General features: G+C 39.0%; 20 protein-coding genes and 2 pseudogenes. 6 read left to right on the top strand and 16 right to left on the bottom strand.

Going from position 1 to position 23,782, the window contains the following annotated elements:
* Positions 1-120: 120 nt before the first annotated feature.
* Positions 121-798 (bottom strand): L,D-transpeptidase family protein, encoded by a 678-nt coding sequence (locus D172_RS08020; RefSeq protein WP_007375690.1) that lies wholly within the window; start codon positions 796-798, stop codon positions 121-123.
* Between the two features lie 47 nt (positions 799-845).
* Entirely contained in the window at positions 846-1,973 is a 1,128-nt protein-coding gene (locus D172_RS08015; RefSeq protein ID WP_007375689.1) for an endonuclease/exonuclease/phosphatase family protein, read from the bottom strand.
* 296 nt (positions 1,974-2,269) lie between these two features.
* On the opposite strand from D172_RS08015, the gene D172_RS08010 reads away from it, so the two are divergent.
* A complete protein-coding gene (locus D172_RS08010) occupies positions 2,270-2,941 on the top strand; it encodes a hypothetical protein (RefSeq protein ID WP_007375688.1) in 672 nt (223 codons plus the stop codon).
* Positions 2,942-2,999: 58 nt separating this feature from the next.
* Here D172_RS08010 and D172_RS08005 read toward each other — a convergent pair whose 3' ends face one another.
* Positions 3,000-3,707 carry a response regulator transcription factor gene (locus D172_RS08005; protein ID WP_033023171.1) on the bottom strand — a complete coding sequence of 236 codons (708 nt, stop codon included), beginning with the start codon at positions 3,705-3,707 and terminating at the stop codon, positions 3,000-3,002.
* Between the two features lie 124 nt (positions 3,708-3,831).
* A complete protein-coding gene (locus D172_RS08000) occupies positions 3,832-5,436 on the bottom strand; it encodes an ATP-binding protein (RefSeq protein ID WP_007375686.1) in 1,605 nt (534 codons plus the stop codon).
* A gap of 306 nt (positions 5,437-5,742) precedes the next feature.
* On the opposite strand from D172_RS08000, the gene D172_RS07995 reads away from it, so the two are divergent.
* From D172_RS07995 to D172_RS07985, 3 genes are all read left to right on the top strand, one after another.
* Positions 5,743-8,034, top strand: a complete 2,292-nt coding sequence (locus tag D172_RS07995; RefSeq protein WP_007375685.1) for a peptidase U32 family protein — start codon at positions 5,743-5,745, stop codon at positions 8,032-8,034.
* Positions 8,035-8,047: 13 nt separating this feature from the next.
* The gene (locus D172_RS07990) at positions 8,048-8,707 is read left to right on the top strand and encodes a glutathione S-transferase (RefSeq protein WP_007375684.1); all 660 of its coding nucleotides are present in this window, start codon (positions 8,048-8,050) and stop codon (positions 8,705-8,707) included.
* A 135-nt stretch (positions 8,708-8,842) separates the two neighbouring features.
* Positions 8,843-10,105: a valine--pyruvate transaminase gene (locus D172_RS07985; RefSeq protein WP_007375683.1), complete on the top strand. Its 1,263-nt coding sequence runs from the start codon at positions 8,843-8,845 to the stop codon at positions 10,103-10,105.
* Between the two features lie 87 nt (positions 10,106-10,192).
* On the opposite strand, the gene D172_RS07980 is transcribed toward D172_RS07985, so the two are convergent.
* Complete coding sequence (locus D172_RS07980; RefSeq protein WP_007375682.1) at positions 10,193-10,663, bottom strand: hypothetical protein; 471 nt, start codon at positions 10,661-10,663, stop codon at positions 10,193-10,195.
* Between D172_RS07980 and D172_RS07975 the strand changes: the two genes are divergently transcribed.
* A complete protein-coding gene (locus tag D172_RS07975; protein WP_007375681.1) occupies positions 10,648-11,838 on the top strand; it encodes a PQQ-dependent sugar dehydrogenase in 1,191 nt (396 codons plus the stop codon). The genes D172_RS07980 and D172_RS07975 overlap by 16 nt on opposite strands.
* A 111-nt stretch (positions 11,839-11,949) precedes the next feature.
* Here the strand turns inward: D172_RS07975 and D172_RS07970 are convergent, their stop codons facing one another.
* From D172_RS07970 to D172_RS21705, 5 genes and pseudogenes are all read right to left on the bottom strand, one after another.
* Positions 11,950-12,381 carry a hypothetical protein gene (locus D172_RS07970; protein WP_007375680.1) on the bottom strand — a complete coding sequence of 144 codons (432 nt, stop codon included), beginning with the start codon at positions 12,379-12,381 and terminating at the stop codon, positions 11,950-11,952.
* Positions 12,382-12,498: 117 nt separating this feature from the next.
* Positions 12,499-12,918 carry a hypothetical protein gene (locus tag D172_RS07965; protein ID WP_007375679.1) on the bottom strand — a complete coding sequence of 140 codons (420 nt, stop codon included), beginning with the start codon at positions 12,916-12,918 and terminating at the stop codon, positions 12,499-12,501.
* 239 nt (positions 12,919-13,157) lie between these two features.
* Positions 13,158-13,682 (bottom strand): annotated as a pseudogene (locus tag D172_RS07960) (transposase); the annotation flags it as partial.
* Between the two features lie 90 nt (positions 13,683-13,772).
* Positions 13,773-14,432 (bottom strand): IS110 family transposase, encoded by a 660-nt coding sequence (locus D172_RS07955; protein ID WP_257721350.1) that lies wholly within the window; start codon positions 14,430-14,432, stop codon positions 13,773-13,775.
* Positions 14,433-14,719: 287 nt separating this feature from the next.
* Positions 14,720-15,100, bottom strand: a complete 381-nt coding sequence (locus D172_RS21705) for a hypothetical protein (protein ID WP_237113697.1) — start codon at positions 15,098-15,100, stop codon at positions 14,720-14,722.
* A gap of 670 nt (positions 15,101-15,770) precedes the next feature.
* Between D172_RS21705 and D172_RS07940 the strand changes: the two are divergent.
* Positions 15,771-16,004, top strand: a pseudogene (locus D172_RS07940) (IS30 family transposase); the annotation flags it as partial.
* 232 nt (positions 16,005-16,236) lie between these two features.
* On the opposite strand, the gene D172_RS07935 reads toward D172_RS07940, so the two are convergent.
* From D172_RS07935 to D172_RS07910, 6 genes are all read right to left on the bottom strand, one after another.
* Positions 16,237-16,878 carry a rhomboid family intramembrane serine protease gene (locus tag D172_RS07935; RefSeq protein ID WP_007375675.1) on the bottom strand — a complete coding sequence of 214 codons (642 nt, stop codon included), beginning with the start codon at positions 16,876-16,878 and terminating at the stop codon, positions 16,237-16,239.
* 601 nt (positions 16,879-17,479) lie between these two features.
* A complete protein-coding gene (gene serS / locus D172_RS07930; protein WP_002962971.1) occupies positions 17,480-18,784 on the bottom strand; it encodes a serine--tRNA ligase in 1,305 nt (434 codons plus the stop codon).
* 9 nt (positions 18,785-18,793) lie between these two features.
* Positions 18,794-19,174, bottom strand: a complete 381-nt coding sequence (gene crcB, locus D172_RS07925; protein ID WP_021032117.1) for a fluoride efflux transporter CrcB — start codon at positions 19,172-19,174, stop codon at positions 18,794-18,796.
* The gene (locus D172_RS07920) at positions 19,167-20,510 is read right to left on the bottom strand and encodes a replication-associated recombination protein A (RefSeq protein ID WP_007375674.1); all 1,344 of its coding nucleotides are present in this window, start codon (positions 20,508-20,510) and stop codon (positions 19,167-19,169) included. Before D172_RS07920 ends, crcB begins: the two co-directional genes overlap by 8 nt.
* Positions 20,503-21,129, bottom strand: coding sequence for an outer membrane lipoprotein chaperone LolA (gene lolA / locus D172_RS07915; RefSeq protein ID WP_007375673.1), 627 nt, complete (start codon positions 21,127-21,129; stop codon positions 20,503-20,505). Before lolA ends, D172_RS07920 begins: the two co-directional genes overlap by 8 nt.
* Positions 21,126-23,627 carry a DNA translocase FtsK gene (locus D172_RS07910; RefSeq protein WP_007375672.1) on the bottom strand — a complete coding sequence of 834 codons (2,502 nt, stop codon included), beginning with the start codon at positions 23,625-23,627 and terminating at the stop codon, positions 21,126-21,128. Before D172_RS07910 ends, lolA begins: the two co-directional genes overlap by 4 nt.
* Between the last annotated feature and the right edge of the window lie 155 nt (positions 23,628-23,782).

The following is a 23,782-nucleotide window of genomic DNA, read 5'->3' as shown; positions in this document are numbered from 1 at the left end:
AAACATTCAACTCAATAATAAAGATTTCAAATAAGCTAACAACCAATCAAAACGGTTAATATTTTTAAACGACAAAAAATATAATTAAACAGCCCGATTATTTACGTATATTTTTTACCATTAATATCTATTTTCGAACGTATACATTCCTTTATAAACTTCAACATTTGGTGGCTTTTTATAGTTGTTAAAGTAATCGTAACCTTCTTTAAGGTTAAGCCAAAAAGGGTACCATTGGTTTGCTTTATGCTTTGATAAAACTTCATCCTCAAGCATAAACGGAAATGAATGAACCCTAAAAAAAGATTGCCCCGATTTTAACGCTGCAGCACCCAACGCGTAAATCTCATTTATATATTCATCAGTCATCGCATAACACCCAATAGAAACACAGTTGCCATGCACCATCAGTGCACTGCCAGTTCGGTTGTGTGTCCGGTCATATTTATTTGGAAAGCCCAAATTAAATGATAAGTGATAATTGCTCCAAGGATTAAGCCCACTAGCATCAACATAATAAAAGCCTTCAGGGCTTTGGTTGTCGCCTTCTTTTAATTTAGGGCCAAGATCACCTGAAAAAGTACAAATTTCATAATTTTTGAAGTGTATAAATGTGCCATCATCCGACTCCAGCCAGACTTCAAGAATACCTGGGTCTTTGAATATTCGAATAAATATAGGTGCACCATATTCAAGCCCTTTATCAGATAGTTGCTTTTTTAAAGTGGGTGCAACCATTGATATCGCTTTTTCAGAACGTGCACTGGTAGGAAATTCTGCAGCAAAAGAATTAAACATAAAAAAAACCAAGAATGTAATTAATTTCTTCATAATAAAAACACCCTTTAAGACCTTAATTTTAGTGTGATCAACACAACACCGTGGTCGGTGCTTAGATCGTCTCGATCATACTCGGGATTTATTAAGTGCCTGTCGTAAGTGTTATAACCACTGACTTCAAAAAAACTGTCATCGTAACTAGCATCAAACTCACACGACAATAAAATGTAATCAAGCACAGAGCTGCTCGCACCATAATAATGTGTTGCCGGCCTTAACGGTGCTGCCTTTGTTATGTTTATATTTTTTACTTGGCTTTTATCCGCTGAATCAACAATCTCGCTGTTACTGTTATCACAATCACTTTGTACATCGTTTGTTATTGCTTCATCATTACTTAGCTGCGACTTAACAAACAAATCCCATGAATCATTTAAACAATATTTAGCAAGGTAGGTTTTAGCGTCAAACGCAGGTGCAAAGCGTAGCGTACTCGTCAGTAAATGGCTTAATACCCCATCCGCAAGTTCATTATTAAAGTCCCCCATTAATAGCATGGGTTGCTGCGTAGCTTCACGGCGAGTAATCATTTGTATCATTAGCAATGTAGCTTCACTGCCACGCTGAATAGTTGAGCCCCACCCACCCGCTACGTTCGCTTTTAAAATCTCAATTATGTTTTGCTCGGGTGCAAGCTCTTTATTGTGCTCATCAACATTAATCATCGGGCGCTTAGATTTAAAATGCACCACGTAACAATCAGTATTGCCTATATGAGGCAAAGTAACGGTCGCTCTCAATACCTTACGACTAAAAGTAAACTCACTATTAAGGCCAAGCGTACTTGCAAGCTCGCTGTCATGCTCAACCGCTGCTACTTCAACTATGGGATATTTAGAGGCAATCGCTACTACTGGCCGTTTATAAATAAAATCATCAATCACCTCTGGCGTATCAACTACTGCAAAGTAATTATAGCCTTGCTCAGCAACTAGCTCTTTTAACGAATCAATACTAAACACTTCCTGAAAACCAATCACATCAGGGGCATGATCTGTTAAGTAATCAACAACCCAACGCTGCTTTTTAGCCCACTGCTGCGCGGTATAAATTTTCTCAAATTCATAGTATGCATTGGGCGGCTCAAGGTAGTTAAACAGGTTAAATGTGGCTATTTTTAGTTGGGTGTTCATGATTTCTGACTCAATGGCAGGAATAGAGTTTGCACTTTCTTGCGTACATAACGGGGGAAGATTACTGATAAAATTAGCCTGTATAAAATTAATAAAAATAAGAAGTAACCCACTGCGAAATTGATAAACACATAAAAAATTAACAGCTTCTTACAATTCATGACAATACCCGACAAGCCCTGAGAATTACATGTCTACTGATATGTTAGCCTTTGAGCTATAAATTTACGACTTAAATACCTCATTTCTAGAATCAGTTACTAAATGCAATAAAACTAAAAATTATGGAGATTATTATGAACACCAGTAATAAAGGACTACGTATTTCATTGTTGTTTGGCTTTGCAACTATTTTAAGTGGCTGTGGTGAAAGCTCAGATGAGCTAGATAATAAATTAACTCATGAGGCAAGAGTATCTTTTGTAAATTCACTAGACTACATGGCCGATCTTCATCTTAAAAAAAGGAACATTAGCACAGGTTATAGCGGCCTATTTGATAACGATACTATTATTTCAGCCGATGTAGCAAGTAACACAGTAAGCACAACTTATCGTTACAGCTATAAAGCAATTAACAATATGATCAATTTAGGTGTTAAAAACAGCATTACCACAAACCAAGAAGAGCGTATAACCAAAACTTTAAGCAATAACGATAACCTATGGGTTATTGCCTGGAAAGCATCGGGCGAACAAACTGTTTCGGTGATTAGTAAAAAGCAAAACAATAATGCAGACGTATTTAATGTACGTTTATTTGCTAACGGTAATTACACTGTTTTAATCGATAACACTAAAACAATAACCACTGAAAAAGGCAAAGTCACCGACTACTTAAGCGTTAACAGCTGCGCTAATGGTTTAAAAATTGATGATAAATTTATTGATTTATGCACTGGTGATTTTGGCGCTTCTTATTTACTTATTATTGATAAAAACGGTAAACGAGTAATGGCTGAGGAATAACATTTATAGCGCCTTAAATGCAGTAGCTTTAATATGCTACTGCTACAAACACTATTATTTACCATGCACTTACAACAAACAAATACCCTTTTGAGCGTACCGTTTTAATTTTTAAAGAATTACGCGCATCATCGCCCAATTTTTTGCGTAACTGACTAATATGGTTATCTATACCACGTTCAATACCGTCATAATAATAACCTTTTAACTGTCCAACAATACTATTACGAGACAAAACCGTGCCAGCATTTTTAGCCAGCAGTATTAAAAGGTCGTATTCACCATCGGTAAGTTGCACTGGCAAACCACCTAACGTAACCGTTCTATTGTGGGATGCAATAACGAGTTCTCCAAAGCTTATAAAACCTTTAGCTTGTGTGTTTATCCCAGCAGCTTGCATAGGTTGCTCACGCCTTAAAAACGCTTTAATTTTAGCAAGTAATAAACGAGGTTTTACCGGTTTGAGTAAGTAGTCATCTGCGCCAATTTCAAGCCCAACAATTTGATCAATTTCTTCTTCCCGTGCGGTAAACATCACAATATAACCATTGTACAAAGGCCTAACCTCACGACACACCGTTAAGCCATCTTTTTTGGGCAACATAACATCCAAAATAACTAATGCAGGTTGCCACTGTAGAATAGTTGTAACCGCATCCTCCCCATTAGCCGCTATTTTAACCTCATACCCTTCAAGCGTTAAATACTCATCAATAGACTCTGCCAACGGCAAATCGTCTTCTACAACTAAAATTTTTGGTTTCATAACGTATTCCATGTCATACCTATCGGCTTATATACAGGCTCTATTTAACGATTATAAGATTGATCTCTTACTAAGCAGAGTTATGTGTCTAATCATTTTAACTAATTGCAAACCTATCCGTGACTTACATGTTAGTAGGCCAGTGCAAAATAAAACGTGCGCCACCTAAAGAAGACTCATCAACACTCGCCTCACCACCATGCCAATCTAATATTTGCTTCACAATAGCAAGGCCTAAACCGGTTCCGCCTGTTTGTAAATTACGACTTTCATCTTCTCTGTAAAATGCCTCAAATATCTTTCTTCGAGCTGAGTTAGCAACGCCATCGCCGTCATCCTCTACATATAGTAACCAACCTTTCCCCACTTTTTGATAACTGATCTGAATAACATCTCGCCCATAAGCAATCGCATTTCGAATCAAATTACTTAAAGCTCGGCTCATATAAAACTTATCAAGCAGTGCTTCACACTCAGCATTTTCAAGTAACGTAATTGTTTTTCTTGGGTTTGCTTCTTGCCAAACAATTAGCTCTTGTTTTATCCATTGATTAAGCTCAACGGTTTCTAATGCTAATGTTGGGGCTTCTCTATCAAAGCGAGCGTGGGTAAGCATTTCAGACACAAGTAAATTCAATTCATTTAGCGAAATTTCAATACGATCTAACTGCCCTACCTGATAGTCGTTTGTTGTACTGCCACGAAGTAATTCTAAGTTAAATTCGATACGCGCAATAGGTGTGCGTAACTCATGCGACACCGCATTAACCAAATTTTTATGTGAAGAAATTAAACGCTGTATTTTTTCGGCCATTATATTAAATGTTTTAGATAAGTTATTTAAATGACTAAAACGAATAAGCTTAGCCCGCGTTTCAAACTTGCCTTGCCCAAGCAGCGCAGCAACCTTGTTAAGAGATCGCATAGAACGCCACCCAGGAATTAACCAAATAATAATAGGGATCAGTAAAAAAAAGCCGAATATAAAATAAAACACACTCAACATATACACAACTTTACTTTTTAGCTCAGGGCTAAATGGGCCTAGCACAATAACCTGATCGCTATTGCCAATACGTTGCATCACTATATCGGCGGGATACCCTATAAAATCAGAATCGTTTGATGATATAGAAACCATCACGCCCTGTTCTAATTCAGCCATTTGCTGCGATGTGTAATTTAATTCGCTCAAGGTTTTCATTATCACAGGATATGCAAATTCATGGCTTAGCGAATCAATAACCTGCGGCCACTCTTTTTTAGGGTACTGTATTAACCTATTATTAAGTAAATAAAAAGTGCCCATCATCCAACGCTGTGCTTCATTTACTAAATGCCTGGGCACAGAGTTTGGCTTAACAATAACTAAGAGCTGGCTGTCATCAATTTTTCGATAAACTAAATCAGCAAATGGGTCGCCTAAAATTTTATTTTCTGTAAGTAAGGTGTTTTGCTCGCTCGAAAAATCACGTTGATTATATGCTTGCAAAGAAAGCGCAAAGCCAAAATTAGCCTGTATATTGTTTAAATAAGCTAATCTGTCGTTTTTAGGTATACCTTTAAGTTGGTCGGCAAGTAAATCAGTAGAACCCGATGTTAAAAACTCTAACGCCCATTTTTCAGTGGGATGCCTCACCTTGTTTTCAAATTGCGGAATAATAAATAACTGAATACTCACCACTGAAGAGATAATAATAATTAGTAAAAAAAGTAGCGATTTTTTCATGTGTTATATGAGGTCAATAAGTAAACATAAACCTTATCATACATTTATATAAATACTATTGTTGATTAAGCAAACACTAAAATCTGACTCAACTTTCAAATAAAACATAATCGCCACTTACTTCAATTAAGTTAAGTAGTCGTTTAATATGTACAAATAACAACACCTTCTATAGCAAAGTTTAAAGCTGCTCGTTTAAAAGCTTGATTTTACATTTTAAAATCATTATATCTCTCAATAAATAGCATTCATGCTACTAACCAGATAAAATTCGCGGCAATTAAATATGAGCGAAGTGAAGTTGTCATGAGTAGAAAGATTGAACTATTAGCCCCAGGCGGTGATGTGAACGCGGTAAAAGCCGCCATTGTAGCCGGTGCTAATGCGGTTTATTGTGGGTTAGATACCTTTAATGCACGTAACCGAGCGTCTAATCTTTCGTTTGATGAGCTTAACGGCGCACTTCGCTTGGCCCATGAATACGGCTGTGAAATATTTTTAACGCTAAATGTAGTGATATTAGAGCACGAAATGGGTGCGCTATTTAAGCTATTAAATCAGCTGGTAAATACCACGCTCGACGGCATTATTGTACAAGATTTAGGGTTGTTCAATATAGTTAAAAAGCACTTTCCTACTTTGCATATTCACGCATCAACGCAGTTAACTACGCATAACGAATCACAGGTTGAGTTTTTAGCGCGCATTGGCGCTACACGCGTAAATTTATCGCGCGAGCTTAACTTAACTGAAATTAAAATATTGACTGACGTAGCGCACAAATGCGATGTATTAACCGAAGTGTTTGTACATGGCGCATTATGTATTGCGTTTTCAGGGCAATGTTATTCAAGCTCAGTGAGTGTAGGTAACTCGGGTAACCGTGGTCGCTGCTCGCAAGCGTGTCGTGATGAATACGAGCCAACGGCGATGGGTAACAAACACCCATTAAATTTAAAAGACAATTCAGCCTATTTTGACCTACCAGAGCTGGTAGCCGCAGGTGTTGATTCGCTAAAAGTAGAGGGCCGAATTAAAGGCGCTAACTACGTACATACGGTTATTGATAGCTGGCGCAAACAAATAGATACCTTTGTACAAACAGGTAATTTAATTGAAGACGATTCAAGCTTATATAAAGTATTTAACCGTAATTTTACTAATAAGTTTTTGCAAGGTGACATGACCAAAAACATGTTTACCGACAACCCGCGCGACCATAGCTTTGATCACGCAAATGAAAAAAACAACGCAATTTCGGTCGTGCAAATTTACGATGCACAGCAAGAGCTTTCTACCCAAAAAAGTGAAATTGATTCGTTAGTTAAAAAGAAAATTGAATTTTTAGATATTTCAAAACGCGAGCTTACATTAGAATTTACAGGGCGATTAAATCAGCCATTCACTGTAAACATAGTTATTGAAGATAAAAACGATATTACGCTTTCGAGTAAAAACGAAAAAGAGCCTCTACGCTTTGAAGTTCAATCGCAAATGCCTATGCAAACCGCCGATAAATCAGTTGTTGATATTGCTGCCATTGATAAGCGCTTTAAAACCTTTAGTAATGCCAATTTTGAAATTAAAAATATGGATTACTCAAACTTAGGCAACAACTTAAGCATTCCGTTTAAAGAGCTAGCGCGCATTAAAAAGCAAGTCGCGTTTTTATTAAACGAAGGCAAAGACGTACTCGCCCCTGTTGAACTGCCAAAACTAGTAAACCACCCTAAAGCCGATAACAAAACAACACTCTCTATTTTAATATCGGACATAAAAGACGTTCACCTATGTGATTTAACAGGTGGCGATGTTTACTTTAAATTACCAGAGAGCTTTAGAACCGATAACGATAAATACATTAATGTATTTTTAGAGCACCCACAGTTAATTCCGTGGTTTCCGGCGGTGTTAATTGGTAAAGATTTTGAAGAAGCGGTACGTTTGCTCGAGGTTGTAAAACCTAAGCTTATTATTAGTAACAACACAGGCGTTGCATTTAAAGCAGTACAAATGGGTATTGACTGGATTGCAGGCCCGTTGTTAAACACCACAAACTCTTATGCGTTACTAACACTACAAGAAGATTTAAACGCAAAAGGCGCGTTTATTTCAAACGAAATAAACAAACCACAAATGCGTAGTATTAAACGCCCTAACAACTTTAAAATGATGTACAGCATTTATCATCCAATACTAATGATGACCAGCCGACAGTGTTTTTTCCAGCAAACCGTAGGCTGTAAAAAACCACGTATTGACGCAAGCTGTATGCTGAGCTGTAAAAAAGAAACCACCGTTACCAATGTAAAAGGCATTAGCTTTGCCATTGATAAACAAAAAGGCGGCTACCCGAGCATTTATAACCATGAGCAATTTTTAAACATGGATATCGTAACCGATTACGCAGACAAGTTTGACGAGTTTATGATTGATTTAACCGACATTGGCTCAGGCGATAAAGAAAAGCTAGATAAAGCCGTGTTGCTTGCACATTTTCAAGATTTAATTAGCGGGCAAACACACGCAGCTGATCAGTTAAATCACATGGTAAAAGTAAAAACACGTCAGCAATATGTTGAAGGCTTAAACAGCTAAGGTAAGTATTAAAATGACACTGCCATTATTATATTCATTACAACACTGCCCATACGCAATGCGTGCACGAATGGGTATTTTAATGTCAGAGCAACACGTTTTACTACGCGCTATTAAAACTAAAAACAAGCCACCGCATCTTTTGCAAATATCGCCAAAAGGCACGGTGCCTGTTTTATTACTGCCGAATAACCAAGTAATAGATGAAAGCCTCGATATTATGCTCTGGGCTTTAAAACAAAATGACCCGCATAATTTACTGCATACTCAAGACCCATTAGCACTTGAGCGCATGCTTGAGTTAATTAAGCTAAACGACACGCAATTTAAACCCGTGCTTGAAAAGTATAAATTTTATGCCCGCACAAAAGACATGGCGCACCTTTATTACCAAAAAGCCTGCGAAGAGTTTATTAAGCAATTTGAAGCAAAACTAACCACGCATAAATACTTAATAGGCGATGAAAAAAGTCTAGCCGACTACGCATTACTGCCATTTATTAGGCAGTTTGCCCGTGTAGATAAACATTGGTACTTACAAAGTGAATACACGCATGTTCGCGCATGGTTAAACGAGTTTTTACACGCCCCCATGTTTACCAAAGTTATGGCCAAATTTGATTTGTATATGGACTGCGGCGAAGAGTTTTTATACGGCGTTAAAAAACCTTAACTTAGCCTTTGTTTTATATAAGTTTTATTGTCATAGCTAGCTACAAAGCTAAGCATTGAATTATTCTCATCATCGAATTTAAGCCCTTTATTTACGCTATACTGCCCTACCCATTACTAACAAACGCTATGCATTATGAACTACTCAAACTTTGGCACTAAATTTACACAACCCAACGGCATCACTCAGTTAATGGAAGATTTAGGCGGTGCTAAAAACAGCAATAATCCTAATATTGTTATGCTGGGTGGCGGTAACCCCGCATTAGTGCCACAAGTAAATGAGGTTTTTTTAAGTGAATTACAAAAACTCGTTGCCAGTAATAAGGTATCGCAAGTATTTGGCCTTTACGATGGCCCAACCGGTAACGACGAGTTTAGAGCTGCATTAGCAGGCCAACTAAGTAAAGAGTACGCATGGGATATTAGCGCCGATAACGTAGCACTTGGTAATGGCAGTCAAGCTAACTTTTTTGTGTTGTTTAATATGTTGGCAGGCGAAATGCCGGATGGCAGCCACAAAAAGATTTTATTCCCCCTTGCGCCAGAGTACATAGGTTATGCCGACCAAGGTTTATCGGCTGATATGTTTGTTGCCATAAAGCCTGATATCGAAATTTTAAATACAGGTAGTGCATCAAAACAGTTTAAATACGTAATTGATTTTAAAGCGGTTGAGCAAATATTAGCTAACGACAGCAGCATAAGCGCGCTGTGCGTATCACGCCCTACCAACCCAACAGGTAATGTAATTACTGACGATGAAGTAAAACACCTTGATTTGCTTGCTAAGCAATATGGTATTCCACTCATTATTGATAACGCATACGGCGATCCGTTCCCAGGTTGTATTTACACCGACGCAAACCTAACGTGGAACTCAAATATAATTTTATGTATGTCACTTTCAAAACTGGGCCTACCGGGTTTACGCAGCGGTATTGTGGTTGCCAATAATGAGATTATTAAAGCAATTGGCCGCGTAAATGGCAGCATGGTGTTATCGCCAAATAGTATTGGCCCAAGCTTAGTGACACGCTTAATTAACGACAACGAACTACTCCCACTGTGCCGCAACGTTGTACTGCCTTTTTATCGCAATAAAGCACACATAGCGATTGAGTTGTTTGATGAAGTGTTTGCCGAACTGCCTGTTTATTTGCACAAAGTTGAAGGTGCATTTTTTATGTGGCTGTGGTTTAAAGATGCAAAAATAACAAGCGAGGTACTGTATCAACAACTTAAAGAGCAAGACGTGTATGTGATCCCAGGTCACAATTTTTTTATTGGTATTGACGACAGCTGGGCGCACAAGCACGAGTGTATTCGTATTAACTACGCTACCGATGCAGATACCCTAAAAAAAGGCTTAGAAGCAATTAAAGCAGTTATGGCGTGAATTTATAAAAGCTGTGGTGAGAGTCTACTATCGTAGGCTTTAATCACATTTTATAAGCCCCACTTACTATAAGGCCACTTAGCTTTATTAAGTAGAAGGTTGAGGCTCTTTTATTGCCTTAGTTTTTAGGGCCTTAGTAAGCATCGCAAAAACAAAGCCCCCTACTGCGCCTGCAAGCAGTTGAGCATAAAAACCCCAGCCCCTTGCGCCCGCTATAATATGAATATTCATAATTGATTCAATGGCAATTAACACAACAGTAAATGCCACAATGCCAGCGATAATAAATAACTGAGTACTGTATTTTTGAACCTTTTTGTTAAGCTTTACGGTAACAAAAAAAGCGATGGCAAGTGCTACGGCAATAATAGCGCCGTAGGTAGGTAATAAGCCTAACCAATCATCAAGGGTTAAACTAGCACGATCACTAAAGCCCACCACCACACCTACATTAACTAATTGATTGACAACGTATTGACTATGAAACAAGCTAGCAAGTGTGAATGTAAGTAACCAAGAAACTAAAAATGAAGGCAATATACGTGTTAAAAACGACATGGTTATCTCAACTTAAAATAAAGCTTTTTTCCTATACTGGCCATGCTAGCAAAGGCTTGCCCCGTAAACAATGTATCTCTTTTTTTACTTTGCTTTCGCTTTTTTCGTTTTCTGTTAATGCCGATGTTGCGTTACCAAAGGAGCAATACAGTACAAAAACACTGGCTACGCAATTACAGTCTCCGTGGAGCATGGTTGAACTACCAAACGGCACGTGGTTAATTACAGAGCGTGATGGTCACGTCGTTATAGTTAAAAACAATGCGCAATCAAGAGTAAAATTAAACCTAACAGGTTTATACGTTGCAGGCCAAGGTGGTTTACTCGACATTGTATTATCACCAGATTATAACGACTCAAAAGAAGTTATTTTTACTTATGCCCAAGGTGATGCAAGCGCAAACAGGCTTGTTGTTGCCAAAGCCACGTTTAATGGTACTGACTTTTCAAAGCCTAACGTTATTTATAAAGTAGCGACTGATAAAAACACACCGCAACATTACGCAGGACGCGCCCTTGTCCTACCTGACAATACGTTATTAGTTTCAACAGGCGATGGGTTTGATTTTAGAGAGCAAGCACAGGTTATCATCAGCCAACTTGGTAAAATATTACGTATAAACCTAGATGGCACCATTCCAACAGATAACCCATTTATTAATCACAAAAACCTAAATGCACATGCTGTTTACTCACTTGGTCATCGTAACCCTCAAGGCTTAGTTTATGATTACGATACGCAGCAAATTGTAAGCCACGAACACGGCCCTGCAGGCGGTGACGAGCTAAACTACTTAAACGCTGGCACTAATTACGGCTGGCCGGTAATCACCTATGGCAAAGATTACTCGCAAGCGCGTATTTCACCATTTACCGAATATAAAGGCATGCAAAAACCAAGCGTTAATTGGACGCCATCAATAGCGCCTTCCGGCATGGCGTATTACGGCTCTAAACATACCGCCTTCCCTTCATTACAACAACATTTGCTAATCACTACTCTCGTCGATAAAAAGCTCTACAGCGTTAATCTGGTAAGTGGTAAGTTTACGCAGTCTCACGTCTTCCCTGAGGCCGCTGGAAGATTAAGAGATGTATTAATAACTGATAAAGGTAACGTCGCGGTATTAACAGACGGCAAAGAGGCAAAGCTAATGTTGATAACATCAAATTAATTCACAAAGGAGATAAGAGCCGCTAGGCTTTTAGAGTAAGGTAGCGGCTTTATTACGTACTTAATAACGTTTTTAAGTTTTCAACTGCGTACCATATACTTACTGTGCTTGTTATTTACCCGATTCTAATTGCTGTTTCAATAACTCAATAAGTTGAGTGCTAAGCCCTGTAATTTCGGCCTCCAGCACCTTCACTTTAACTTGTGACTTTTCATCATCTTTACTGCGTAATAATGCAGTTTCCTGTAGTAATTTTTCAATTTTTTCTCGTATTTCAGCAATCTGTTCATCAAGAGGATCTCCTTCAGATTGCGATGCTTGATTTACATCTTCATTGCCTGATAACTTACGTAACGCCTCTCGATTTTGATCTTCCAGACTTTTTTCTTTTCCTTCTTCGGATATATCCACTTGGTCACTTTGAACAGCTACTTTGTGCACAGTCGCTTTTTCGGTTACTTCATCAGCTACCACCTTTAAAGTTTGTTTTTGCGGGTAAATTTCTAAAGGTCTAGAGTTTATGTGAACTGACATTTTATCCATTTTAATATTCCTTGTTCAGTCAATTATTGGTGAGAAGTAGTTAACTATAAATATAATGCTTTACCAAAAGCCAATTGTAATAGCCCTTGTTTGATTCTTTATTAGATTACACTCTACTCACAAGCTTGCCCATTGTTGTTTTAAACCAACAAGGTGAACAATACCAAAAGATAAACAAATAATAGAACTCCAAACCCAAAACTCAGGCGAACGCCCCATAGGGTTATTTATTAAAAAGAACCCTGCAACACCGCGGGCTAAATAAATAAAAGTTATTAATACAAGAGCTAGGCGGATGAATGGAAGTTTAAAAATAACACCTGCGGCTGAAAATGCATACAATGACCAAGTTGATAGAATCAGAACAATTACACTAGTAATAAGAGTTGGTTTAATACTTCCTTGCTCAGAAAGTAATGCCATTTGCTCTCCTGCACCGAAGAACCGATACCAAGAACCTCCAAAATAGATACAACCCAAATGCAAAGTTGCTACAACAGCACTTAATGTACCTGCAATTATTAGAAAAACATTCATAGAGCGATAAAACCTTCGTGAGACTTAGCGAACCTGTAAATTAGCTTGTTTATTTATCTCGATAAACAAACCATAGCCGGATTTCTATCTGGGTACAATCGATTGTTGAATGTTTACGCGTGATATCAAAGCTCGCATTAAACTACATTAAACTAGACAGCCACTCTAATTATATAAACTAAACAGTCCCTAGATTCTAATTGGAAGTGCAAAATTTAGGATGGGTGTCACTATTATTTTGCTTCATCTAATAATGCTTGAGACGTAAATCGTCCTTCCCAAAAACGGCCAGTGCAGTTATCTTCTTTATTTGCTCTGCGCGCAATGTTTTCATTTAACAACCGCATAAACCAACTAATACTTGATAGGCGCTCGCGGTATTGATTTACTGTTTGATTAAAAAAGATAAGTTCTATTTTGCTTAGCTTTTCGCCCTGTATGTATTTTTGTGTAAGAGCGGTACCTTTACAGAGCTTATGCCAGCGAATAACAATCGCTTTATCATTCAGCCGATTCGCTTTTTTGTCATCAACATACAACACTAAGTGCGTATGATTGATCATGACAGCATAAGCACAGACGTCAATACAAAATACCTTGGCTAACTCAAGCAGTTTGTCTTCAACCCAGCCTCTACGATGCTCGTAGGATTGACCTGTAAAGTGGTCTTCCCCACATAAAAATGCACGGCGAACGCAACGTGATATGCAATGGTAGTACTTTGTATCAACCAAACTTACTTGGCGCTTTCTTGCGATTGCCATAAGACACCCTACTTGTTTTTGCACTAAAAAAAGCCTAGTACTTCGTTTCAAAAAGTGCAAAAATTAAAGTGAGTGTCTAGTTTATAATGTCTATGGTACTCGCTTAACAACTTGTTGGATGACAGCCATCGCACCTGTAACGAGTAAACTACGTAATGTTGTATTTCGACGTCGGCTTATTTTTCCTAAACTTACTTTACCACCTGAGCTATGTTGAGTCGGTGTCAAACCTATACAATCAGCGGCATCTTTGCCGGCTTTAAACCTGGCTAATTCACCTGACGACAAATTAATAAAAAGATGAATGGCATTTAAAATCCCAACCCCTTCTAGTCGCATTAGTTTTTTACAGCTTGGTGTGTCGTCAATCCATTTAGCCAATGCTAAATCATAGGCAGCGATTGCTTCAGTTAACGTTAAATATAAATCCAGTGAAACTTTAAGCATTTTTCTAAATGCATCACAAAAACCATTTTCGGCATCTTCCAATGTATCTTGGATAGTACCTACAAACTGACTTATCGAGCGCTCACTGCTTATATTAAATTCACGCAGTAAACCAGTGAGTTGATTTTTAAGCGCTACTTTTTGTTTAACACTGTGCTCTCTCAATTTGAGCATTGATTGCGCTTGCTGTTCATTAATTGATTTTGCAGTAATAAAGTGAACATCTGGTAACAGCGATGCTTGTAAAACAGCCAAAGCATCATTTTTATCTGTTTTTGACTTTGACGAACAGACATAACTAATCGCGCAGATATTAGTAGAGAATTATGACCAAGTGAAGTTGCAAATTGATGCCAATAATTAGCACTCGCACAGGCCTCAAAAATAATCGTTGAAGGACTAAGCGATATCAAGTACTCACTAAATTGTTGCAGTGTCATCTCATTATTTGAATGCACTTTATTATTTGCAGAACTACAAACTTGTATTAATTTATGAGCTAAATTGACACCAATTCTTAACTTATTCATAATTGAACTCCGAAAAATAATTTCTACTTCAGTATAGAAGTTGGGAGTCCAATTATCTTGTTATGCGTAAACAGTATTAAAAACATACATAAGCCCAGAACCAACCATTAGAATAATAAAAGAGGTGAAAGCAAGAACTTTAGTTTCAATATTTCGTTCAATCTCACCCGTTCCTATTCTTGTATTTGATTTTTTATCAATTTCTTTAAAAAATCTACGAGTACCTATATTTTCATTAAAAATGCTATGAAACACATGATTTCCAACTAAAACATATATAACTAGCCCTAACACTAATAGTCCAACAGGGAGGTAATTGCCGTTATAAAGCCCCGCAACGGCTATAAAACCAGCCGATCCCATAGCAGTATCAGAAAATATTTTAGATACTGCATGAGCACTTTTGTAATACTTATCCGTAACTTTTTGCCATGGTAACAAAATACAACTTACTAACATTATGGATGTACATATGACTGTTCCATATATAACATTTAGATATGTTGCATTCGCGAATATGAACTCAAAAGAAAATCCGAGTTTTGAAAAGGCCCACACACACAGACTAATAGAAAACCACAACATGAATGGAAATGGACTTACACGGTCATAATTGGTGTTTATATACCCTAGATATTTTACAAACTTCTTAATCAATTGAACTCCTTTACGCATAACGAACCTGTAGATTAACTCGTTTTTCTATTTGTTTTATTGATAAACAAACCATAGCTGAGTTCCTATTTTGGTTCAATCGATCACTGTATTTTATGCAGAATATAAAGTGGGAATTTGGTGTTGTCTTAATTGGCGTTTTGGACAGGATTACGGGTACTTGAGTGGCTTTTATTTAGGGTAAAAGCACTTAACCTTCTTAATATATAGTATTATTTTGCAGCTTTTTATTTAGAGGAAAGCAGGCGGTATACAGCCGAGTCGTTTACCATTCGTTAATAAATAGCTGTCGTCGACCTATGGGGCTGTCTATTTTCACTTTCATTTTATCTACATAGTTCAGCTTCTTACGTGATCCATTATTTATAATAATGCACTCTTCATGCTGTTTTTGTTGGCTTATTTCGTAATAATTAGGATGGGTGTCATCCTAATTTTTAAAGCTTTGGAAGAAGAACTAGATTTTATTATTTACTTTGCTGATCCTTATTGTTCGTGGCAACGAGGAACAAATGAACATACAAACGGTCTGATCAGGCGTTATTTCCCAAAGAAAACTGATTTTTCAACTATAACTAATGAACAACTCCAAGAGGTTGTAATGAAAATTAATACTCGCCCAAGGAAAATACTAAATTATCAGACAGCTGAAGAAGTCTTTATTAATTAGTGATTTAAGGTTTGGTGCACTTGGAACCTGAATTCGGGCTGTAAAGGGCCTTGTCGAAGCTCAAAAAAAAAAGGAATTAACATTGCGCTAGGCAATGACTATTTAGCATCACAAGGTTTAGTGTCATTGAGAGATATTTGGATCGGTATTCATTACGGGAGATGAACCGCCCATTGCGGACCCGCATGATGGGTGGTGTGGGGCTGGAGATTAGAGACCTCCGGCTACCCGATTAGCTTTCTGGTGCCACTTGAACGAGTTTCTGTTTAACATTATAGAAATAATAGATAGCCAGACCGAAACCAATAACAAAACTTAGAGAGTGCCCTGCTTTTGGATAACCTACGGATTTAAAATCTAAATATAACGCTGGTATAAGTGCAAAAACGATAGCACATAAGAATATATACCCTCGTTGAATTTTACTAAAAATCAAAAATAAGCCAAAACCTGCCAAGCCAAAAGCAGCTTGTGATGCACCTGTACCTACATTCCATGGTGGAGGTGTAAATTGAGTACTAAATAGTGTTCCAATAGAACCTGCAAAAAGCCAAATAATTAACATGTACTTAGAACCAACGGTTCGCTCAATAATAATACCCAAGAATAAAATAGATAATACATTGTAAATCATATGCTTTTGATGGACATGGATTAATTGAGAAGATACTAGCCTCCATATTTCAAGGTGCTTTATACCCTCTACAGTTAATCCACCAAAATTAGCAAGTTCCGTTATTCTTGATTTACCGAGGACCGAGCCACTAATTTGATAAGCGACATAAAACGATACGCAAACAGTAACTATGCATATTAAAAAGGTAACGACAGGTTTGTGATTAATCTGCATACTATTTCCGAAAGCTAACGTCATATAGAACACCACTTCGGGGGTTTATAACACCCCAAAACGGCGTATATTACATGGCTCAATAATTCCACTAAATAACTCTAATGTAAACAAGTAATTACGTATGTTATAAAATGCTCGTTGTTAAAATACACCAAAACGACTTTTAATAATGTCATTGGACAAACACTGTCCATGCACACAGCGCATTTAAAGGTTGGTTATTATTTTATGAAATCTCTCTTTCTAACCACAATTAAAGGCCATGTGTATAGCAATCACTATTGTTACAAACTGCACAAAGAGCACTATTGAAGCTTATCTGTTTTGGATAACTGCCTATATCCGCTTTAATTATATTCAACACGCCCTAGATCTATGGGAGATACTCAAGTGAAGTTATGTTTAAACCATTTAGTAAATTCGCAAAATGTAGCGCAAGAAACTGATAAAAGGGACAGGCGTATATTTTTGTCAAATAAATGCAACGCGCTAAAGCACGTCCTACATATTAACTGAACCTTATTACCTTTAACTTAAAACAAAAAAGCCGCTGTTTATTACAAACAGCGGCTTTCGTATTAAGATTTACAAGCTTAAAACTTGCATAACTTAAACTTGATTTTTATTGTTTACCAATTACTTCAAGTCCACCCATGTATGGCCGTAATACTTCTGGTACTACTACTGTGCCATCGGCTTGTTGGTAGTTTTCTAGTATGGCTACGAGTGTACGGCCAACGGCTAAGCCTGAACCATTTAGTGTATGTAGTAACTCTGGCTTTTTAACACCTTCACGGCGAAAACGTGCTTGCATTCTACGCGCCTGAAAGTCAGCCATGTTTGAACATGATGAAATTTCGCGGTATGTGTCTTGCGCAGGTAACCATACTTCTAAATCGTATGTTTTAGCTGAGCCAAAGCCCATGTCGCCCATACATAAAATTACTTTACGGTACGGAAGTTCAAGCGCTTGTAGTATTTGCTCTGCGTGACCTGTTAACTCTTCAAGCGTTGCCATTGAGTCTTCTGGTTTTACAAGTTGTACAAGTTCAACTTTATCAAACTGGTGTTGACGAATTAGACCACGTGTATCGCGACCATAACTGCCTGCTTCGCTTCTAAAACACGGCGTGTGGGCAACTAAGCGAATTGGTAAATCGCTTTCATCGTAAATTTCGTCGCGGGCGCTGTTTGTAAGCGGTACTTCAGCTGTAGGAATTAAGCTAAAGCCGGCTTGTTGTTCGCCGTCGTCGTTTACAAGGCCTAATGTGTGGAACAAATCGCCCGCAAATTTAGGTAATTGGCTTGTGCCGTAAAGGCTTGCGCTATTTACTAAGTACGGTACATACATTTCTGTGTAGCCGTTTTTATCAGCGTGTGTATCTAGCATAAATTGCGTTAGTGCACGGTGCATACGCGCAACTTGGCCGCGCATTACGGTAAAGCGTGCACCACTAATTTTAACGCCCATTTCAAAGTCTAAACCGTTTAGGTCTTGGCCTACATCTACGTGGTCTTTAACTTCAAAATCAAACTTTTTAGGTGTGCCCCACGTTAAAATTTCAACGTTGTCGTCTTCGTCTTTACCTGCAGGTACTGACTCGTCTGGCAAGTTTGGAATTGCTAACGCAATGTCGTTAATAGCGGCTAATACTTCATCTTGCTCTGTTTTAGCGGCGTCTAGCTCACTGCCTAAGTTAGCCACTGCATCAAGTAATGGCTGTGCGTCTTCGCCTTTTGCTTTGGCTTGACCAATTGCTTTTGCGCTTGCATTACGTTGACTTTGAAGTTCTTGCGTTTTTACTTGTAATGTTTTGCGTTTTTCTTCAAGTGCCGTTACCGTCGCTACATCGAGTTCGTAACCGCGCGCCGCTAAACGTGCTGCAGTTTGTTCGATGTCTTGACGTAAAAATTTAGAATCTAACATGTTAGTTTTTTAACCTTTTTGCATTACTAGCTGAAGGCCCAGCCAAGCCATAAAAATACACACCATCACGTTTAAGATGATATTGAGGGCCATTTTAATAAAGTGACCTTGTTGTAATAACAACAACGAGTCCATTGAGAATGTTGAAAAGGTGGTTAATGCACCTAAAAAGCCAATACCGATAAGGGTTTTAGCGGGGCTTGCGGTGATAATTTCTTTATCTATCAAACCGTACAAAATGCCCATTAACAATGAACCCAGAATATTAACCGTCAACGTGCCAAAAGGGAATCCCCTACCGAGGAGTTTTAGCATGCTTTCGCTAATAAAAAACCGTAAACACGCACCTGAGGCTCCGCCAAGGGCGATCATCATATAAAGTTTAATCATTTTCGTATCGTCTAAGTGGGCTTTGCGCATCGCGCTCTTTTAGGTAATCGAGTTTTTGTTTAATTTTTTGCTCAAGTCCGCGCTCGCTCGGTAAGTAATATTCTTTGCCGTCCATTTCTGGCGGTAAATATTTTTCACCTGCGGCAAATGCGCCTTCTTCGTTATGCGCATAACGGTACTCAGCGCCATACCCTAAGTCTTTCATTAAGTTAGTTGGCGCATTGCGTAAATGCTCTGGTACTGGGTAACTTGGCTCGTTTTGAGCGTCTGCTTTGGCTTGATTAAACGCCATATACACCGCATTACTTTTAGGTGCGCTGGCTAAATACAGTGTGGCTTGTGCAATTGCACGCTCGCCCTCGCTTGGGCCAACACGTTGAAATATATCCCACGCATTTAAGGCCACTTCCATTGCGCGCGGATCGGCGTTGCCAATGTCTTCTGTTGCAATGGCAAGTAATCGCCTTGCTACATATAAAGGGTCGCCGCCACCGGCTAGAATTCGGCAATACCAATACAGTGCGGCGTCGGGGGAGCTACCTCGTACTGATTTGTGAAAGGCTGATATTAAATCGTAAAACTCATCGCCGCCTTTATCGTATTTAGCTAAATGCGTTGGTAACACTTGGCTAAGTACGTGCTCGTCTACGTTGTATTGACCATTTTGCTCGGTTGTTAAGTCAACTGCTTGTTCAAGCAAATTAAGTACTTTACGCGCATCACCGCCACTTGCTTGGCACAGTGCCTTTTTAGCGTTGTCAGCAATAGTGATGTGCTTTTGGCTTAGCTGCTCGTCTTGTTTAAGTGCACGTTCTATTACGGTATATAAGTCGGTATCGGCAAGCGATTTTAAAACATACACGCGTGCTCGCGACAATATAGCGTTGTTAAGGGCAAACGATGGGTTTTCTGTGGTTGCACCTACAAATATAAAGGTGCCGTCTTCTATGTGCGGTAAAAAGGCATCTTGTTGGGATTTATTAAAGCGGTGAACTTCGTCAACAAACATAAGGGTTCGTTGGCCACGGCTTTCTAGGTTGTCCCGCGCTTGCGTTACGCTATCGCGTATATCTTTTACGCCTGCGGTTACCGCTGACATTTGAATAAGTGAGGCATCAGCGTGATTGGCAATTATTTGCGCGAGTGTTGTTTTGCCAACACCCGGCGGGCCCCATAAAATTAAACTATGGCATCGCCCTGCGACAATGGCTTGATGCAGTGGTTTATCAGCGCTTAATAAGTGCTGCTGACCAATGTATTCATCAAGCGTTGTAGGGCGCATACGCGCGGCAAGTGGGCGTACATCAGGCCCAAAGTTAAAACCTAAATTACTCACCGTTACTCTGATCGTCTATTTCAACACCTTCGGGAGGCGTAAATTCAAACGTGCTTTTATCAAGCGGCGCATTAACTTGTGCATCATTAAACGTAAATGACGATAGCTGCCCTGAGTTATCGGTAACGACTAGTTTAGCAAGGCCTTGCTCATTACCTGCAAAGGTTATATCAAGTTGCTCAACTTGGCTTTCTACGCCTTTATTTGGTGTTACGCTAAAACCTGTATTTGTTGCAAGTACGCTGTACTTTTCCCATTGTGCTGGATCTTTTGAGGTAAGTAACACAAACGGTGTTGAATCGATTAAACCGCTGGTTTTCATAATCGTTACTTGCTCAGCAAAGCTGTCGAAGTAATAGGTTTTATCACCGTTTGATACAAATAACGTATCGTCTGGGTTTGTTTGCTGCCAGCGAATCATCATAGGCTGTTGAAGCGCTATTGTGCCCTCGCCTTGCATAACAGCCTGGCCTTCTTTGTCTGTTACTTTTTGTGCAAACTGCGCTTTGAAACTTTTTAAAGTGGCAAGTTGGTCTTGTAATGCTTGGCTGTCGTCAGCAAAGCTTGGTGCGGCAAGTACGCTGCCTAATACTAATAATAAGGCGTTAACTTTTTTCATGAATTTGCTCCATTAGGCACTAATACATCGCGAGCACCGTTATGACCTGGTGAACTCACGATACCCGATGTTTCCATTTGTTCTACTAAACGTGCTGCGCGGTTATAGCCAACACGTAATTTACGTTGCACTGACGATACCGATACTTTGCCGGTTTCAATTACAAACGACACAGCTTCGTCGTATAACGGGTCTGATTCTTCATCTGCGTTTTCGCTAGCTTCACCTGGTAATAAAATATCTTCACTGGCATCACCATTGAGTATTTCATCAATATAATTTGGTTTAGCACGCGCTTTCCAATCGTTTACTACGGCGTGTACTTCGTGGTCGTCTACAAATGCGCCGTGCACACGCTCTGGTACGCTAGTGCCTGGCGGTAAATAAAGCATGTCACCCATACCTAGTAAGTTTTCGGCGCCTTGTTGGTCAAGTATTGTCCGTGAATCTATTTTGCTCGATACCTGAAACGCCATACGTGTTGGAATATTAGCTTTAATTAAGCCGGTAATTACATCAACCGACGGGCGCTGCGTAGCAAGCACTAAGTGAATGCCTGCCGCACGTGCCTTTTGGGCTATACGTGCAATAAGTTCTTCTACTTTTTTACCTACAATCATCATCATGTCGGCAAATTCGTCTATTACTACAACAATACTTGGTAATTTACCTAGCTCGTCGGGGCCTTCTTTCATGCCATCAGTGTCTTTAAATAATGGATCAAGAATTGGGTAACCCGCTTCATTGGCTTCAAGCACTTTTTGGTTGTAACCTTTTAAGTTACGCACACCCAATGCTGACATTAATTTATAACGACGTTCCATTTCGCCAACACACCAACGCAGTGCGTTAGCGGCTTCTTTCATGTCGGTCACTACTTCACACAATAAATGCGGAATGCCTTCATATACTGAAAGCTCAAGCATTTTAGGGTCAATCATGATCATACGTACATCGTCAGGACCCGATTTGTACAGCAAGCTTACTATCATGACATTAACGCCCACTGATTTACCCGAACCGGTTGTACCGGCCACCAATAAGTGTGGCATTTTACCTAAATCAGCACATACCGGCTGACCGGCAATGTCTTTACCAAGCACCATGGTAAGTGGCGACGGATTTTGCTCAAATTTAGGGGCGTTTATAACTTCTGATAAACGAACTATTTCACGGTGTTTATTTGGAAGTTCAATACCAACATAGGTTTTACCTGGAATAACTTCTACAACACGTACACTAATTGCCGAAAGCGAACGGGCTAAATCTTTAGCCAAGCCCGTAATTTTAGACACTTTAATACCTGGCGCTAAATCAAGTTCAAAACGTGTAACAACGGGGCCTGGGTATACCGCTACAACTGTTGCTTGTACGTTAAAGTCGAGCAGCTTTGTCTCTACTAGGCGCGATACTGTATCGAGTTCTTCTTGCGAAATTGGGTTTTTAGCTTTGTCCGGTCTATCGAGTAAATCGAGTGACGGTAATGGCCCCGGTGGTGGCTCTTGCGTTAATAATTGCTCAAATTTTTCTTTTGCTGTTGGTGGTGGCTGATAGGCTGCTTTTGGCTTAGGCATTGGCCTTGCTGGTGATACAACCGTTGTAACTGGCTTTTCAGGTTCTACAACTTGGCTTTGATCAAGTGCATTTAATGCAGCAGCCGTGTCCATTGGCTCGTCGTCTATGGCGCTAAAGCCAATTTCTTGATCGAGTATATCGTCGAGTTCATCAAACGGCATAAAGTCGTCACTAATTTGTGGCTCGCTAAATGGCGTTTGCGGTTTGTTAATTGCATTTTGTTTATCTGCTTTTTTAGCCGATGTAGGCAGCTCTATTTGCTCTTTTATATCGTCTTCAAAATGGGCGTCTACTTCATCGTTATTATTTACTTTACCTGCAGCGTGTTCTCGGTGCATCCAGCCTTTTGCATACGACACGATAAAACGATAAAACCTAACCATTAAATCGCCAAGATAATCAACAAAATCAACCCACGATACACCCGTTAATAGAGTTAGTCCGGCAAAAAAGAAACACAGCAATAATATAGATGTACCGGTAAAGTTAAATGCAGGCATCATGGCTGATGCAATAACATCGCCCACTACCCCACCAGAAGAGAAGTTATAAATATCGTCAAAGTTGATACTGCTAATAGCGGTAGCTGAGGTAATAAATAAAGCAAAACCAATAACTCGCAGCGCTAAAGTAGTGTAATCAAGCTGTAAAATGCGGTGAGGTTGTTTAAATAACAAGTAGCCAAATAATTGAATGGCAGCAGGTACTAAATAAGCCAACCAACCAAAAGTAAGTAATAAAATGTCAGCTATCCATGCACCAGCTGTGCCCGTAATATTTTTTACGTTTCTAAATTCACCAGTTTGCGACCACGAAGGATCAACTGGATCAAAGCTGATTAAGGCACATAAAATAAATATTGCTGTAAAGGTACTGATAATCAGCCCTGTTTCTAATAGTCTTTGCACACCGTTTAGGCGCATAGTTCCCTATTCCTCTTTATTATTCTATTTTATTCACACTTACTTAGCAGTGAAATACCTTAGCAGGAAATGCAATTTGTTGCACTTTATCTTAACCTTGATGGCCTGATTATGAACACGTTTTTATAATTTAGGCAGATAAAAGCAAATGTCAG

It is taken from the genome of Pseudoalteromonas sp. Bsw20308, assembly GCF_000310105.2.
GTDB classification, from domain to species: domain Bacteria; phylum Pseudomonadota; class Gammaproteobacteria; order Enterobacterales; family Alteromonadaceae; genus Pseudoalteromonas; species Pseudoalteromonas fuliginea.
The sequence above is the reverse complement of the archived record's forward strand: the minus strand, read 5'-3'. Positions and strand labels throughout refer to the sequence as shown.